At 55.8% G+C, this 15693-nt stretch carries 14 protein-coding genes; 3 read left to right on the forward strand and 11 right to left on the reverse strand.

The window, feature by feature from the left end:
- Nucleotides 1-7 precede the first annotated feature (7 nt).
- On the reverse strand, nt 8-736 hold the full coding sequence (locus EAE_RS13725; RefSeq protein ID WP_015704688.1) for a phosphodiester glycosidase family protein: 729 nt from the start codon (nt 734-736) through the stop codon (nt 8-10).
- A 48-nt stretch (nt 737-784) separates the two neighbouring features.
- Nucleotides 785-1900: a YbdK family carboxylate-amine ligase gene (locus tag EAE_RS13730; protein ID WP_015704689.1), complete on the reverse strand. Its 1116-nt coding sequence runs from the start codon at nt 1898-1900 to the stop codon at nt 785-787.
- A 106-nt stretch (nt 1901-2006) separates the two neighbouring features.
- Between EAE_RS13730 and EAE_RS13735 the strand changes: the two genes are divergently transcribed.
- Nucleotides 2007-2309, forward strand: coding sequence for a hypothetical protein (locus tag EAE_RS13735; RefSeq protein ID WP_223848487.1), 303 nt, complete (start codon nt 2007-2009; stop codon nt 2307-2309).
- On the opposite strand, the gene betA is transcribed toward EAE_RS13735, so the two are convergent.
- The 3 genes from betA to betI are packed head-to-tail and all read right to left on the reverse strand — an operon-like array spanning nt 2306 to nt 6062.
- Nucleotides 2306-3970, reverse strand: a complete 1665-nt coding sequence (gene betA, locus EAE_RS13740; RefSeq protein ID WP_015704691.1) for a choline dehydrogenase — start codon at nt 3968-3970, stop codon at nt 2306-2308. The two genes, EAE_RS13735 and betA, sit on opposite strands and share 4 nt — an antisense overlap.
- A gap of 14 nt (nt 3971-3984) precedes the next feature.
- Nucleotides 3985-5457 carry a betaine-aldehyde dehydrogenase gene (gene betB, locus EAE_RS13745; RefSeq protein WP_015704692.1) on the reverse strand — a complete coding sequence of 491 codons (1473 nt, stop codon included), beginning with the start codon at nt 5455-5457 and terminating at the stop codon, nt 3985-3987.
- 11 nt (nt 5458-5468) lie between these two features.
- The gene (betI, locus tag EAE_RS13750) at nt 5469-6062 is read right to left on the reverse strand and encodes a transcriptional regulator BetI (RefSeq protein WP_015367796.1); all 594 of its coding nucleotides are present in this window, start codon (nt 6060-6062) and stop codon (nt 5469-5471) included.
- Between the two features lie 128 nt (nt 6063-6190).
- Between betI and betT the strand changes: the two genes are divergently transcribed.
- Nucleotides 6191-8224, forward strand: a complete 2034-nt coding sequence (betT, locus tag EAE_RS13755) for a choline BCCT transporter BetT (RefSeq protein WP_015704693.1) — start codon at nt 6191-6193, stop codon at nt 8222-8224.
- 313 nt (nt 8225-8537) lie between these two features.
- Nucleotides 8538-8903 (forward strand): hypothetical protein, encoded by a 366-nt coding sequence (locus EAE_RS13760; RefSeq protein WP_015704694.1) that lies wholly within the window; start codon nt 8538-8540, stop codon nt 8901-8903.
- A 79-nt stretch (nt 8904-8982) separates the two neighbouring features.
- On the opposite strand, the gene EAE_RS13765 is transcribed toward EAE_RS13760, so the two are convergent.
- The 6 genes from EAE_RS13765 to EAE_RS13790 form a co-directional block, all read right to left on the reverse strand.
- Nucleotides 8983-10014 (reverse strand): methionine synthase, encoded by a 1032-nt coding sequence (locus EAE_RS13765; RefSeq protein ID WP_015704695.1) that lies wholly within the window; start codon nt 10012-10014, stop codon nt 8983-8985.
- Between the two features lie 26 nt (nt 10015-10040).
- A complete protein-coding gene (locus tag EAE_RS13770; protein ID WP_015704696.1) occupies nt 10041-11021 on the reverse strand; it encodes a DUF1852 domain-containing protein in 981 nt (326 codons plus the stop codon).
- A gap of 307 nt (nt 11022-11328) precedes the next feature.
- On the reverse strand, nt 11329-12114 hold the full coding sequence (locus tag EAE_RS13775; protein ID WP_015704697.1) for an SDR family oxidoreductase: 786 nt from the start codon (nt 12112-12114) through the stop codon (nt 11329-11331).
- Between the two features lie 88 nt (nt 12115-12202).
- Entirely contained in the window at nt 12203-13000 is a 798-nt protein-coding gene (locus EAE_RS13780; protein WP_015704698.1) for an SDR family oxidoreductase, read from the reverse strand.
- A gap of 62 nt (nt 13001-13062) precedes the next feature.
- Nucleotides 13063-14130, reverse strand: a complete 1068-nt coding sequence (locus tag EAE_RS13785) for an ABC transporter permease (RefSeq protein WP_015367789.1) — start codon at nt 14128-14130, stop codon at nt 13063-13065.
- Nucleotides 14131-14147: 17 nt separating this feature from the next.
- Nucleotides 14148-15692: a sugar ABC transporter ATP-binding protein gene (locus EAE_RS13790; protein WP_015704699.1), complete on the reverse strand. Its 1545-nt coding sequence runs from the start codon at nt 15690-15692 to the stop codon at nt 14148-14150.
- Between the last annotated feature and the right edge of the window lies 1 nt (nt 15693).

Consider the following 15693-nt stretch of genomic DNA (forward strand, 5'->3'; position numbering starts at 1 on the left):
TTTTCGTTTAGCCAGGTTTTTGGGTTTCCACCGCGATCATGGTGACGAACGGATGGTATTGCCACGGTATGCTGCCGCCCTTTTGATACATTTTTGAAATCGTACCGTCGAGGTAGAGCATCTGGCGCACGTGGAGTTTGGACTGTGCGTAACAGGCGAAATCGTAGAAATTGGTTTCGCGCTCGCTAAGCATAAATACCACCCGTCCCTGCTTATCAATGCCGACGCCGTTGCGCAGTTTGCGTGAGCTGGCGGAGGGCTTCAGCCGCCAGTTGATGGCGCCGTTTTCAATCAGCATTGGCCCGGACTGCACGGCGTAGGTTATCTCAGGCGAAGGCTTAAATTTATTGATAGGCGTTATTCCCGCCCGCTGGCCCTTCAGCCAGAATACGCCGCCGGGGCGAATGAAAAAGTTGCCGCCGCCGGAGGCGCGGTTGAGGGGCTTTATCTGCTCGCCATTTTCGATATACAAGCCCAGCGGTTCGTAGGCCTTATCGTATATCCCGCCGTTCATCGCCATCTGGACGCGGTCGTCTTTATTGATATCCGCAAGCAGCGAGCGTAGCGAGCCCCAGGCTTTGCCATTTTGCTTTTGCCAGTACATCACGATGCGCTCTTGCTGCGGATTAACCGTATAGCTTTGCAAGGTCAGCGTTGGGTCGGTGAGCGTACAGGCAGCATGGGTAAAGGCGGTGAAGGGGAGAAGCGCAAGCGGGATCAGGCGGCGTAATAACATGAACAATCCTTTTGAATATCCTGTACCGAGTATACCCGTTTCGCTTCCTTATACCGCCCAAATCTCGCAATGCTTTTGTACCAGGCCGATCAGCGAACCGCCGTTGGCGATGAATTCGCGCATCTGCTGCGCTTCGCTGATGGTGGACCTGGCCTGGCGCACAACCGATTCCAGCGCCGCGCTGGCGTGCACCTTATGGGCAAAGGGCGCCAGTCTGTCGGCTAACTGTAGAATGTTCGCGCGGATGCTTTGTTGTTCTCCGGACCAGACATCGGTTATCACCCCGTCGAGGCCGTAACGACAGGCCTGATAGCGGTTGAAAGGGTAGAGGAGGTAATCCTCCGGCTGATGTTTAAACGGCCGTTCGCTTAACAGCCAACAGGCTAGCGTCTGGATAAATCCGGCGATATTTACCGCCTGGCCTATCGTCAGCGGCGTATCCATCACCCGCACCTCGACGGTACCGAAAACCGGGCTCGGGCGAATATCCCAGTGCAGATCCTTCATGCTGTCGATCATGCTGGTGTAGCTCAGGCGGCGGAATAAACGCTGAAAGGCCTGCCAGTTCTCTACCCACGGCATCGGCCCGTTATCGGGATAGGAAGAGAAACGATTCAGACGCGAACAGGCAAAGCGGCTGTCGGTGCTGTCGAACCACGGCGAGGCGGCGTTGAGGGCAATAAAGTGCGGTACAAAGCGTGACAGCCCGTGAAGCAAATAGATGGCGTCATCGCCGTTCTGACAGCCGACGTGGACATGTTGGCCAAACACCGTCGCCTGCTTTGCCAGATAGCCGAAGTGCTCGACGGTTTTCACATAGCGCGGGTTATCGCTGATTTGTTGACGCTGCCAGGCGTGGAAAGGATGCGAACCGCCGCCGCAGATTTGCAGGTGGTGATGGAGAGCGGCGCGCTGTACCGCCTGATGGATGGCGCCTAGCTGTGTGGTGGCGTGGCTGATATCGCGACAGATGCCGGTCGCTATCTCCAGCATGCTTTCGGTGATGTCGTGTTTGGCCTCTCCCGCCGTCAGTTCGCGTTGGATATCGGCAATCAGCGTGGAGGCATCCTGGCTGAGGTCGTATCCCGGCGGGTTGACGACCTGTAACTCCAGCTCAATACCAAGCGTAAAAGGCGCTGAAACGTGAAAATCGGGTAGCGTCATCGTCTTTCTCCTGTCCCCGCTTAAACTGCAAGTATAGGAGAAGCGCAGTGAGTGCGGACGGGATGAGAAAACCCCGGTGGCGCTGCCGCTTACCGGGGCTACAGAGTTGTGCGATTTGGTAGCCCGGATGAGCGCAGCGCAATCCGGGAGGCCGGGTGGTGTATCGCTGACACCGGTGCTGGTGGCTTCAAAATCCCCGGTGGCGCTGTCGCTTACCGGGGCTACAGCGCTGTGCGATTTGGTAGCCCGGATGAGCGCAGCGCAATCCGGGAAGGCGGGTGGCGTATCGCTGACACCGGTGCTGGCGGCTTCAAAATCCCCGGTGGCGCTGTCGCTTACCGGGGCTACAACGTTGTGCGATTTGGTAGCCCGGATGAGCGTAGCGCAATCCGGGGACCTGCTCGTTTAGCGGCGAACCGGCGCGTCGCCGGCGACATAGTAGGCCGCGGTGCTGCGCGGTAACGGCTGACGCCCGCGAATGGCATCGGCCATCTTCTCGCCAATCATGATCGTGGTGGCGTTCAGGTTGCCGGTAATAATCTGCGGCATAATCGACGCATCGACCACCCGTAACCCTTCCAGACCGTGGACGCGGCCTTCTCCGTCGACCACCGCCATGTCGTCGTACCCCATCTTACAGGTGCCGCACGGGTGGAACGCGGTTTCGGCGTGATTACGCACAAACTCATCTAACTCCGCATCGCTCTGGCACTCAACGCCAGGACTGATTTCGCGCCCGCGATACTTATCCAGCGCCGGCTGGTTCATGATTTCGCGGGTAATACGGATGGCGTCGCGGAACTCCTGCCAGTCCTGTTCGCTCGACATATAGTTGAACAGGATTGCCGGATGGGCATGTGGGTCGCGCGATTTCAGGCGCACGTGACCGCGGCTTGGTGAACGCATCGAGCCAACGTGGCACTGGAAACCATGCTCTTTAACGGCATTGGAGCCATTGTAATTAATCGCCACCGGCAGGAAGTGGTACTGAATATTCGGCCAGGCGAACTCCTCGCGGCTGCGGATAAATCCGCCCGCTTCGAATTGATTGCTGGCGCCGATCCCGGTGCCGCCGAACAGCCATTCCGCGCCGATTTTCGGCTGGTTCCACCACTGTAGCGCCGGATACAGCGACACCGGCTCTTTGCACTCGTACTGCAGGTACATCTCAAGATGGTCCTGCAGATTTTCACCGACGCCGGGCAGGGCGTGGACCAGCGGAATATCAAACTGGCGCAGGAGTTCCGGATTGCCGACCCCGGAACGCTGCAGAATTTGCGGCGAGGCGATGGCGCCGGCGCAGAGCAGCACTTCTTTATTGGCCATTGCTTTCGACGGCGCGCTGCTGTCGCCTTCCAGCCACTCGACGCCAACGGCGCGTTTGCCGTCAAAAATAATGTGATCGGTCATGGCATGGGTGCGGATGGTCAGGTTCGCGCGGTTGCGGGCCTGATCGAGATAGCCGCGGGCGGTGCTGGCACGACGTCCCTGCGGCGTCACGGTGCGATCCATCGGGCCAAACCCTTCCTGCTGATAACCGTTGAGATCGTCAGTACGCGGATAGCCCGCCTGCACGCCGGCTTCCACCATCGCATGGAACAGCGGATTATTATTCTGTTTCGGCGTAGCGACGCTCACCGGGCCGTCGCCGCCGTGATAGTCGTTGGGGCCGATATCGCGGGTTTCCGCTTTCCGGTAATAGGGCAGGCAGTCGAGGTAGCTCCAGTGTTCCAGCCCCGGCGCGGCTGCCCAGTTATCAAGGTCCATGGCGTTGCCGCGGATGTAGCACATGCCGTTAATCAGCGAGGAGCCGCCGAGCCCTTTACCGCGTCCGCACTCCATGCGGCGGTTGTTCATATACGGTTCCGGTTCGGTCTCATAGGCCCAGTTGTAGCGTTTGCCCTGCAGCGGGAAAGCCAGCGCGGCGGGCATCTGGGTGCGGAAATCAAAGCGATAATCCGGGCCGCCCGCTTCCAGCAGCAGGACGGTGGTGTTGGGATCTTCCGTTAAACGCGTCGCGAGGACGTTGCCGGCGGAGCCGGCGCCAATAATGATGTAGTCAAACTGCAAAAATGACCTCCTGGTTAAAATATGGATTGAAACTGACCCATCTCAACCTGGATGGATTTCACTTGGGTATAGCTCTGTAGCGTCATCACGCCATTTTCTCGGCCAATGCCGGAGTGCTTATAGCCGCCGACCGGCATTTCCGCCGGCGATTCGCCCCAGCTGTTGATCCAGCAAATGCCTGCTTCCAGCTGGTGGATGATGCGGTGAGCGCGGTTCAGATCCGGCGTGACGACGCCAGCGGCAAGGCCGTACTCGGTGGCGTTGGCGCGGCGAATCACTTCCGCTTCGTCGTCATAGCTGAGAATCGACATCACCGGCCCGAAGATCTCTTCGCGCACGATAGTCATGTCGTCGGTGCAGTCGGTGAAGACCGTCGGAGCGACCCATGCGCCATTATCGAAGCCTTCGCCTTTGAGCACATCGCCGCCGCACAGCAGGCGAGCGCCTTCGCTTTTGCCGCTCTCGATATAGCGCAGGACATTCTGGCGATGCGGGAAGCTGACCAGCGGGCCGAAGTTGGTATCGTCGGCAAACAGGTCTCCGGCGCGGATACGGCCCACGCGCTCCAGGATCTTGTGCTCAAATTCGGCTTTAAATTTCGCGGGCACAAACACGCGGGTGCCGTTGGTGCAGACCTGACCGGAGCTGTAGAAATTGGCCATCATGGCGATATCGGCGGCGAGGTCGAGGTTGGCATCTTCCGCGATAATCAGCGGTGATTTACCGCCCAGCTCCATGGTCACCTCTTTTAAAGAAGAGGCGGCGGAGTTGGCCATGACTTTTTTGCCGCTGGCGACACCGCCGGTGAAGGAGATTTTGGCGATGTCCGGATGCTCGGTCAGGTACTGGCCGGTTTCGGCGCCGATCCCCGGCAGGACGTTGAAGACCCCATCCGGCAGACCCGCTTCGCGGTAGATTTCCGCCAGCTTCAGCGCGGTGAGCGGAGTGACTTCGCTTGGTTTAAAGATCATCGCGTTACCGGCGGCCAGCGCCGGGGCCGATTTCCACAGCGCTATCTGGATCGGGTAGTTCCAGGCGCCGATGCCGGCGACCACGCCAAGCGGTTCACGGCGGGTGTAGACAAAAGAACTGTCGCGCAGCGGGATCTGGCTGCCTTCCAGCGCCGGGATCAATCCGGCGTAGTACTCCAGTACATCGGCGCCGGTCACGATATCGACGGCGGCGGTTTCGCTCAGCGGTTTGCCGGTATCAAGCGTCTCCAGACGCGCCAGCTCATCGTTACGTTCGCGCAGAATATCAACCGCTTTACGCAGGATCCGCGAGCGCGCCATCGCGCTCATCACCGCCCACACTTTTTGCCCCTGTTGGGCGCTTTTTACCGCGCGGTCGACGTCTTCACGCCCGGCGGCCTGGACGGTTGCCAGCACTTCCCCAGTGGCAGGGTTGATGGTCTCGAAAGTTTTACCGCTGGTGGCGGCGACAAACTTGCCGTGAATATAAAGCTGCTGTTCGGCCATTCGGGACATGGTTTCCTCCATTATTGCGAAGTCGGTGGCAGATACTGACTGATGAAATGGTCGGCGAGGGTTTCGGCACGCGTTTTGTCGAGCGGTTTACCGCTTAACGCCGCCCGCAGCCACAGGCCGTCGATCAGCGCCGCCAGACCGTAACCTGCTTCCTGCGCCTGCTCGCGGGGTAGCTGACGCTGAAACTCATACACGATGTTCGACAACAAACGCTTACTACTGACCTGCTGCAGGCGATAGAGCATCGGCTGATGCATACTGCTGGCCCAGAAGGCGAGCCAGGCCTTCATCGCCGCGCCGCTTATCTGGCTGTCATCGAAATTGCCGGCGACGATGGCCCGCAGACGCCGTTCAGCGCTGGCGCCGGGTAGCGCCCGCAGCCGCTGTAACACCGCATGGCGTAGCTGGCCGGTGATGTCGCGCATCGTCGCTTCCAGCAGTCCGTTTTTATCCTTGAAATAGTGGCTGATGATGCCCGTCGATACGCCCGCCCGGCGGGCGATCTGCGCGATGGTGGCGTCATGCATGCCGACCTCATTAATCGCCGCCAGCGTGGCGTCGATCAGCTGCCGCTGACGTATCGATTGCATCCCCAGTTTTGGCATTTCCCGGACTCCATTCATCAGATTTGTTTATCTATTAAAGCGGTTTTTGATTGGACGTTCAATATAAAATGTGTCTTAATTGTTGCCGATTTGCTTTTTAATAGTTGCAATAAATGTAAGGAGAATGGATGACAGACCTTTCGCCGAGCAGAGAAAAGGACAAAATCAATCCGGTGGTTTTTTACACTTCCGCAGGACTGATTTTGTTGTTTTCCCTGATGACTATCTTCTTCAGCGATTTTTCCGCGGCCTGGATTGGCCGTACCCTGAACTGGGTTTCTAAGACATTTGGCTGGTATTATTTACTCGCCGCCACGCTGTATATCGTGTTCGTCGTCTGTATTGCCTGTTCGCGCTTTGGCTCGGTGAAGCTGGGGCCGGAACACTCGAAGCCGGAGTTCAGCGTGCTGAGCTGGGCGGCGATGCTGTTTGCCGCCGGTATCGGCATCGACCTGATGTTCTTCTCGGTCGCCGAACCGGTCACGCAGTATATGCAGCCGCCGGAAGGGGCGGGGCAGACCATGGAAGCGGCGCGCCAGGCGATGGTGTGGACGCTATTCCACTACGGCCTCACCGGCTGGTCGATGTACGCCCTGATGGGAATGGCGCTGGGATACTTTAGCTATCGTTATAATTTGCCGCTCACCATCCGCTCCGCGCTCTATCCTATCTTCGGGAAAAAGATTAATGGCCCCATCGGCCACAGCGTCGATATCGCCGCGGTGATCGGTACGATTTTCGGCATCGCCACTACCCTCGGTATCGGCGTGGTGCAGCTCAATTACGGTCTGAGCGTGCTGTTCCATATTCCTGATTCCCTGGGAGCAAAGGCGGCGCTGATTGTATTGTCGGTGATTATCGCCACCATTTCGGTGACCTCCGGCGTGGATAAGGGCATTCGTATTCTTTCCGAGCTCAACGTGGTGCTGGCGCTGGGGCTGATCTTATTCATTCTGTTTATGGGCGATACCGAGTTCCTGCTCAATGCGCTGGTATTGAACGTCGGGGATTACGTCAATCGCTTTATGGGAATGACGCTAAACAGCTTCGCCTTCGACCGCCCGGTTGAATGGATGAATAACTGGACGTTATTCTTCTGGGCCTGGTGGGTGGCGTGGTCACCGTTCGTCGGCCTGTTCCTGGCGCGTATTTCGCGTGGGCGTACCATTCGTCAGTTTGTGGTCGGTACGCTGATTATTCCGTTCACCTTCACCCTGCTGTGGCTGTCGGTATTCGGCAATAGCGCGTTATATGAAATTATTCATGGCAATGCAGATTTTGCCGCCGAGGCCATCGCTCACCCGGAGCGCGGTTTCTATAACCTGCTGGCGCAGTATCCGGCGTTTACCTTTAGCGCCTCGGTCGCCACCATTACCGGCCTGCTGTTTTACGTCACCTCAGCGGACTCCGGCGCGCTGGTGCTCGGCAACTTCACTTCGAAGCTGAAGGATATTAATAGCGATGCGCCGAACTGGCTGCGCATCTTCTGGTCGGTGGTGATTGGCCTGTTGACCCTCGGTATGCTGATGACTAACGGCATCTCCGCGCTACAGAACGCGACGGTGATCATGGGGCTACCGTTCAGCTTTGTGATTTTCTTCGTGATGGCGGGGTTATATAAGTCATTGAAGGTGGAAGATTATCGCCGCGAAAGCGCCAATCGCGACACTGCGCCGCGCCCGCTGGGCGTGCAGGATCGTCTGAGCTGGAAAAAGCGCTTGTCACGCTTAATGAACTATCCCGGCACGCGCTATACCCGCCAGATGATGGAGACGGTGTGCTTCCCGGCGATGGAAGAGGTGGCGCAGGAGCTGAAGCTGCGCGGCGCTTACGTTGAGCTGAAAAGCCTGCCGCCGGAAGAGGGCGATAACCTTGGTCACCTCGATCTGCTGGTGCATATGGGCGACGAACAAAACTTCGTCTACCAGATTTGGCCGCAGCAGTACTCGATTCCTGGTTTTACCTACCGGGCGCGCAGCGGCAAGTCGACCTACTACCGTCTTGAGACTTTCCTGCTGGAGGGGAGCCAGGGCAATGACCTGATGGATTACAGCAAAGAGCAGGTGATCACCGATATTCTCGACCAGTACGAGCGACACCTGAACTTTATTCATCTACACAGGGAAGCGCCGGGGAATAGCGTCACTTTCCCTGGAATGTAAACCCGCTTTTACCAGGGCGTCATGTAATAAATGACGCCCTTTTTTTGCAATCTAATACATTGTCAATTTACAGCTTTAATTATTAAATAGCCATTTAATGTACTATTTGTGCTTAATTAAATTGTTTTATTTGTGTTATTACTGGTTGTCATATAGTCATGGGGGAGTATCTACGCTTAAATATCGTTATTTGCAAATAATGAAATGAAATAATGAGTCCTGCAGGATTGCTTCCAGGGACGACAACGATATCACGTTTTAAATTCGTATAAATCGCACTATTAACAATAACAATCAGTACATGAGAAATATAATGGAAAAATATTCAGGGATCATTATTCGTGGGCCCTTCTATGCGATGATGGCCGCGGTTGTCTTCTGCTTTTCCAGAGGTTTTTTCCTCTACTGGATGATCAAAAGGGATCCTGTAGCGACCCGCGCCAGTATCGTGACTTACTACCCTAAAACGCCAAACGATCGTGGTGAGGTGAGTATTGTATTAACGTATAACTTTAGTGCCGAAGGTGAAATTTATAGCAAGGCCAATCAGTTTATGACTATTAATACGGTGGATCGCGCTAAGGTTTACGTGGGAAAAGAGGTACCTGTGATCTACTATCGGGCTAATCCGAAGTTCAGTCAGTTAGATTATTATCATCAGGAGTTAAGACAGAGATGATAACCTTTGTGAAGGGAATAACAGCAGCCAGGTAGGCCCGGCTCCTGTTGTAGTATCAGAGACAATAAATAGCCGATAACTATTTCGCCGCCAGCTCCCGGCGAATAATTTCCGCCCCGGCGCTTAGCGCATGTAGCTTACCGCCGGCGACCTGACGCGATAACGGCGCCATGCCGCAGTTGGTTGACGGATAGAGCTTGTCGGCGTCAACGAACTGCAGGGCTTTGCGTAGCGTGCTGGCCACCTCTTCTGGCGTCTCAACGGCGTTGGTCGCCACATCGATTGCTCCGACCATCACTTTCTTGCCGCGGATGAGCTCCAGCAGGTCCATCGGTACGCGCGAGTTGTGACACTCCAGCGAAATAATATCGATAGAGGAGGTTTGCAGTTTCGGGAATGCCTCTTCATACTGGCGCCACTCGGAGCCGAGCGTTTTTTTCCAGTCGGTATTGGCCTTAATACCGTAGCCATAGCAGATATGCACGGCGGTTTCGCATTTCAGCCCTTCAACGGCTCTTTCCAGCGCGGCGATCCCCCAGTCATTGACTTCATCAAAGAAGACGTTAAACGCGGGTTCATCAAACTGAATAATATCTACCCCGGCGGCTTCTAATTCCCGGGCTTCCTGGTTGAGAATTTTGGCAAATTCCCACGCCAGCTTTTCACGGCTTTTATAGTGATTGTCATACAGCGTATCGATCATCGTCATTGGCCCAGGCAGGGCCCATTTAATCGGTTTGTTGGTGAGTTGACGCAGGTATTTTGCATCTTCCACAAACACCGGCTGCTGGCGCTCGACGGCGCTGACAACGGTCGGCACGCTGGCGTCATAGCGGTTGCGAATTCTCACCGTTTGCCGTTTCTCAAAATCGACGCCGCTGAGATGTTCAATAAAGGTGGTGACAAAGTGCTGACGCGTCTGCTCGCCATCGCTGACGATATCAATGCCTGCGCGCAGCTGATCGTCGAGCGATAAACGCAGCGCATCGCGCTTTCCTAATACTAACTCTTCATTCTGTAATTTCCACGGTGACCACAGCGTCTCGGGCTGCGCCAGCCAGGTCGGTTTCGGTAAACTGCCTGCGGTGGATGTCGGGAGCAATGTTTTCATACAGGTGACCTTTATTTTTTTATGATTTAGAGAGCGTAATGAGCTGACCATTGCTCAAGAATATGATGGTACGGCTTAATAAACTGTTGTTCGGTAAATTTGCCCTGTTCAATCGCCAGGCGGCTACGCTCTTCGCGGTCATAAACAATCCGGGTCAACGAATGATCCTGATTATTCAGGTTCGGCTGGTAGCACTGCCCGGCCGCGGAGTTAGCGTTATAAATTTCCGGGCGATAAATCTTCTGGAACGTCTCCATCGTGCTAATAGTGCTGGCAAGCTCAAGGTTGCTGTAATCGCTGAGCAGATCGCCCGCGCAGAAGAAGGCCAGCGGCGCTACGCTATTGGCCGGCATAAAGTAACGCACCTGCAGGCCCATTTTATTGAAATAGGCCTCGGTCAGCGCCACGCCATCCTGCTGGTACTCGACGCCGAGAATAGGGTGCTGATTGCCGGTCCGGCGGTAGGTATGCTTATTGGAAACGCTCAGGCAGATGACCGGCGACTTTTTAAAACATTCATGGTATTCGGCAGAGCGTATGAAATGTTTGAAAATATTGCCATGCAGAACGCCATAATTTTCCGGCACGCTGAATGTTGCTTTATCTTTATTATATTCCGGCAGTAATACGCTAAAATCATAATCGCGCACATAAGAGGAGAAGTTATTCCCAACAATACCTTCGATTCGCGCGTTGGTGGCTTTATCAATAATATTGGTTTGCAGAATCTCAATCACCGGGAATGCCGCATTCTGGCCGTTAGCGGTAATATTCATTTCGACCGAGATGATATCGAGCTCAACGGAGTAGCGGTCGCCGTTCGGGTTGTCCCACTGCACCAGGTTATTAAAGCGATTATCAATCATTGCCAGCGCATTGCGCAGGTTCTGCTGACGGTTTTCGCCCCGCGCCAGGTTGGCAAAATTGGTGGTAATACGCGTATTTTCCGCCGGGTTATAGTGTTCATCAAAACGACTACGTTTAATCGTAAAGGTAAAGTCTGTCATCGTCTCTCTCCACCCTGGGTTCTGATATAAAAATGCAGGTATTTCACATTCCCAGAATGACCTTGCGATTTATCTGGATTTATTATTCAGTAGCATTCATATTGTCTGCAGTTGCTGAAGACTATTTTTGCCAGAGTCATTGAGTGAGTGAAAGAGAGTTAATTTCAATACTGCATGAGCCATCTTCATGATCCATCATGTGCTCTGCATAGATGTGCAAGACGGCTTAAGAAAATTGCGCCGGGAGAAGTGCGTGCGGAAAGAAAACGCCCCGGCTTGTGCATCGTTAGCCGGGGCAAGACCGGTTTTACCAGCAGACAAACCCACCGTCGACCACCAGATCCACGCCGGTGCAGAATGAGGCGGCGTCGCTGGCGAGGAACAGCGCCGGGCCGGCCATCTCTTCTACCTTCGCCATGCGCTGCATCGGGGTCTGGCTTTCAAACTCGCGGGTTTGATGCACCATCTCCGGGCGGGTATTCATCGGCGTGGCGGTATAGCCAGGGCTGATGGCGTTGACGCGGATCCCTTTATCAACCCACTCCATGGCCAGGCTTTTCGACAGATGAATAACGCCGGCTTTCGAACAGTTGTAATGCGCCTGATCGAGGCCGCGGTTCACGATAATCCCCGACATCGACGCTATATTGATAATCGACCCGCCGCCGGACTCCTGCATCAATTCCGCTTCTGCTTTGCAGGAGTTCCATACGCCGGTGAGGTTGATGTCGATAACCCGCTGCCACTGCTCGCTTTCCATCTCCAGGGCCGGATTGGCGTTGGCGATACCGGCGGCGTTAACGGCGATATCGAGGCGGCCATAACGGCTTTTGGCCAGCGCAACGGCGGCGCGCAGGTCGGCAAGCTGGCGGACATCGCCGGTATAAGAACAGGCCTGGCCGCCGATGGATTCAATATGGCTGACCGTTTCCGCCAGCCCGCCGTCGTCGCGAAGATCAAAACAGACCACCCTCGCGCCGGCGCTGGCGAGTGCGCAGGCGATGGTTTGGCCGATACCGCTGCCGGCGCCGGTCACGAAAGCGACGCGCTCCTGCAGGTTAAACAGCTGCTGTGCAAAGTCTTTGCCGATCATAGTCATTACTCTCTTCAATATAGTGTCGAACGTCGGGAGTGCGGTTTCCCGGATGGCGGCGCGTAGCGCCTTATCCGGGCTACAATGTTCAGGACATAATCAAACCGCCATCGATATTGATGGTCTGCCCGGTGAGGTAACGTGCATCATCGGAGGCGAGGAAGGCCACCAGCCCGGCTACGTCTTCCGGCTTACCGGCGCGCTTCATCGGGATCCCTTCGACCCATTCCGCCATCAGTTCGCCCTTGCCGTAACGCTTTTGCTCGGTGCTGAGAATTTCTCCCCACACGCGATCGTTGTAATCCCACATTTCGCTCTCAATAATGCCGGGGCAGAAGGCGTTGACGGTGATGTTCCACGGCGCCAGTTCGTGGGCCAGGCTTTGGGTTATACCGATCACGCCCATTTTGCTGGCGGCGTAGTGCGGCGTGTAGATAAAGCCCTGACGCCCCTGGCCTGAAGAGGTGTTAATCAGGCTGCCGTGGTTCTGTTTCACCATATATTTAGCGGCCTCGCGGCAGCACAGCCACACGCCGGTGGTGTTAACCGCGAGCACTTTTTCAAAATCGGCTTTTGGCATCCGATCGTAGTAATCGATGGTGATCACCCCGGCGTTCTGAATGGAGACGTCAATGGTGCCGAAGCGCGCGGCGGCCTGCTCATACAGCGACTGTACCTGGGCTTCGTCGGTCACATCGGCCTGCAGCGATAAAATATCCGCCTGATAGCGCTGACGCAGGGTTTCGGCGGTCTCGTGAACGCGCTCGGCGTTGGAGACCATCACCAGATTAGCGCCGTCGCGGGCAAAGCGCTCCGCAATACCTGCGCCGATACCGCGGCAGGCGCCGGTGATAACCACCGTTTTATTATGGAAATCTCGTTGCATATTTTTTCCCTTTCGATAAGCCGGGCGCCAGGCCCGGCGGAATACGTGTATACGGTTGCCGATTAGCTGGAGGTGGCGCCGTTCGGCGGGATGGCGGCCAGCTTCTCTTCATGGCGGCGCATCAGGATGACTTTGTTCTGCAGCTTCTGCTGGAACTGGTCGACGACAACGGCGGTGACGATCACCAGGCCCTTAATGACCATCTGCCAGAAGTCGCTAACGCCCATCATCACCATGCCGTCGGCAAGGAAGACGATCACGAAGGCGCCGATAATCGAGCCGGTCACCCGGCCGCGGCCTCCTGCCAGCGCGGTTCCGCCGAGCACGGTGGCGCCGATGGCGTCCATCTCAAACATGTTGCCGGTCATCGGGTGGGCGGTTTGTAGCTGAGAGGCGACGATCAAGCCGACGAAGGCGGCGCACAGGCCGGAGAAGGCGTAGACGAAAATTTTGGCTTTGACGATCGGTACGCCGGCGAGGCGAGCGGCGGATTCGTTGCCGCCAATAGCGTAGATGTAGCGACCAAGCGGCGTTTTGGTCGTCAGCCAGTAGCCCAATACCAGGAAGCCGATCATCAACCAGATCGGCAGATAAACGCCAAGCAGCGTACCGGAGCCCAGCGTGGCGAAACCGGTATTGCCCAGAGCTTCCATGCCGTTGAGGTTCGGGTAGGTGCTGCCGTTGTTAAACAGCAGCGCGGAGCCGCGGGCGACGTACATCATCCCTAAGGTGCAGATAAACGGCGCGACGCCGAAGCGGGTAATCACCGCGCCGTTAACCAGCCCCACCAGCACGCCGAAGACCGCGACGCAAAGGATCACTTCCGGGACGTTAAAGAAGATGATGTCGCCGTTCCATAGCGGTAGCCCGTTGGTCAGCAACGCGCCCGCGACCATCCCGCAGATACCCGCCACCGCGCCGACGGACAGGTCAATGCCGCCGGTGAGGATCACCAGCGTCATACCGATGGCCAACAGGCCGGTAATCGCCACGTGCTGGGTCATGATCAGCAGGTTAGAGGCGGTCAGGAAGTTCGGTACCATCACGCTGAAGAATGCGATCACCAGCAGCAGGGCGATGAAGGTTCTGGCCTTCAGCAGGTACATATAAATCATATATTTCTGGTTCATGATGGATTCCAGCCTGATTAATCTTGAGGTGTTGAAGCCGCGATTAACTTTTCGCGGGTCACCGCATGGCGCGGTAAATCGGCGGTAATGCGGCCATCGGCCATCACCAGGATGCGGTCGGCCAGCGCCATCACTTCATCCAGCTCCGAAGAGGAGAACATAACCGCCAGCCCCTGCTGGGCCATTTTGCCGATCAGGTGATAGACATCGGTTTTTGCGCCGACGTCGATACCGCGCGTCGGTTCGTCAAGGAAGACCACCTGCGGCTGGGTCATCAGCGCCTTACCCAGCACCACTTTTTGTTGATTGCCGCCGCTCAGCGAGGTGATGGGCAAATTGGCGTCGCTCACCTTGATAGCCAATTGCTGAATCATCTCTTTTACGCAGGACTCTTCTTTCTGCGGATTCAGCCACCGCCAGGCGCGGCGAAAACCCTGCAGGCTAAAATCAGAGAGCGTCATGTTGGATTGAATTGACATCATCTGCACCACGCCTTCGCCCTGACGGTCTTCCGGCACCAGCGCCAGGCCCTTTTTCAGGCGGTGTTGAAAGCGAGATTTGCCGATGCTTTCGCCGTTAAGATGTACCTCGCCGTTCTGGCAGGGCATCAAGCCAACCAGCCCTTTAAACAGCTCGGTGCGCCCGGCGCCCAGCAGGCCGTAAATGCCGATCACTTCGCCTTTGCTGAGGGTAAAGGTGACATCATTGAGTTTGTAGCCGCCGCTCGGATGCAGCGCGGTCAGCCCCTTAACGTCAAGCACCGCGTTGCCTTTTGGCGCGGGCTGATAATCAAAGTGCTTTTTCTTATCGCCGACCATCTGCTCAATGATCCACGGCACGCTGGCGTCGCTGACGTTGCGTTCGCTGATAAAGCGACCGTCGCGGAAAATGGTGATATTGTCGCCAATCTCCATCAGCTCTTCGAGGCGATGCGAAATATAGATAATGGTGACGCCGCGGCGCTTAAGCTGCTCGATGACCTTAAACAGCACTTTGACCTCGGACTGGCTCAGCGCCGAGGTGGGTTCATCCATAATCAGCACGCGGGTGTCTTTTGATAGCGCACGGGCGATTTCAACCAACTGCTGATGGCCAATCCCCAGTTCGCCCAGCTGCGTGTAGGGATCGACGTCGAGCTCCAGCCGCTCCAGTAGCGATTTAGCTAACGCATATTGATATTTCTCGTTGATGCGTCCTTTCTGAAAGAATTCATTAGCCATGAATATGTTGTCCATCACATTCATATTGGGGAATAAATTCAGTTCCTGGAAAATAATGCTGATGCCGAGTTTCTCTGCCTGATGGGTAGAGTTTAAAGTCACCGCCTCGCCACCGAGAATAATTTGACCGGAGGAGGGCGTTTCAACGCCGGCAAGCATTTTCATCATGGTGGATTTACCCGCACCATTTTCTCCGATCAGAACGTTAACCTTATTTCGATAGACCCGGTAATTCACGTTATCCAGCGCGGTCACGCCGGGATAAATGCGCGAAAGGCCGCGGGTTTCGATAATCACTTCAGATTCGACTGGTTGGGGAGCGACGATATCTTGCGGCGTCATA

Source organism: Klebsiella aerogenes KCTC 2190 (genome assembly GCF_000215745.1).
Classification (GTDB): Bacteria; Pseudomonadota; Gammaproteobacteria; order Enterobacterales; family Enterobacteriaceae; genus Klebsiella; species Klebsiella aerogenes.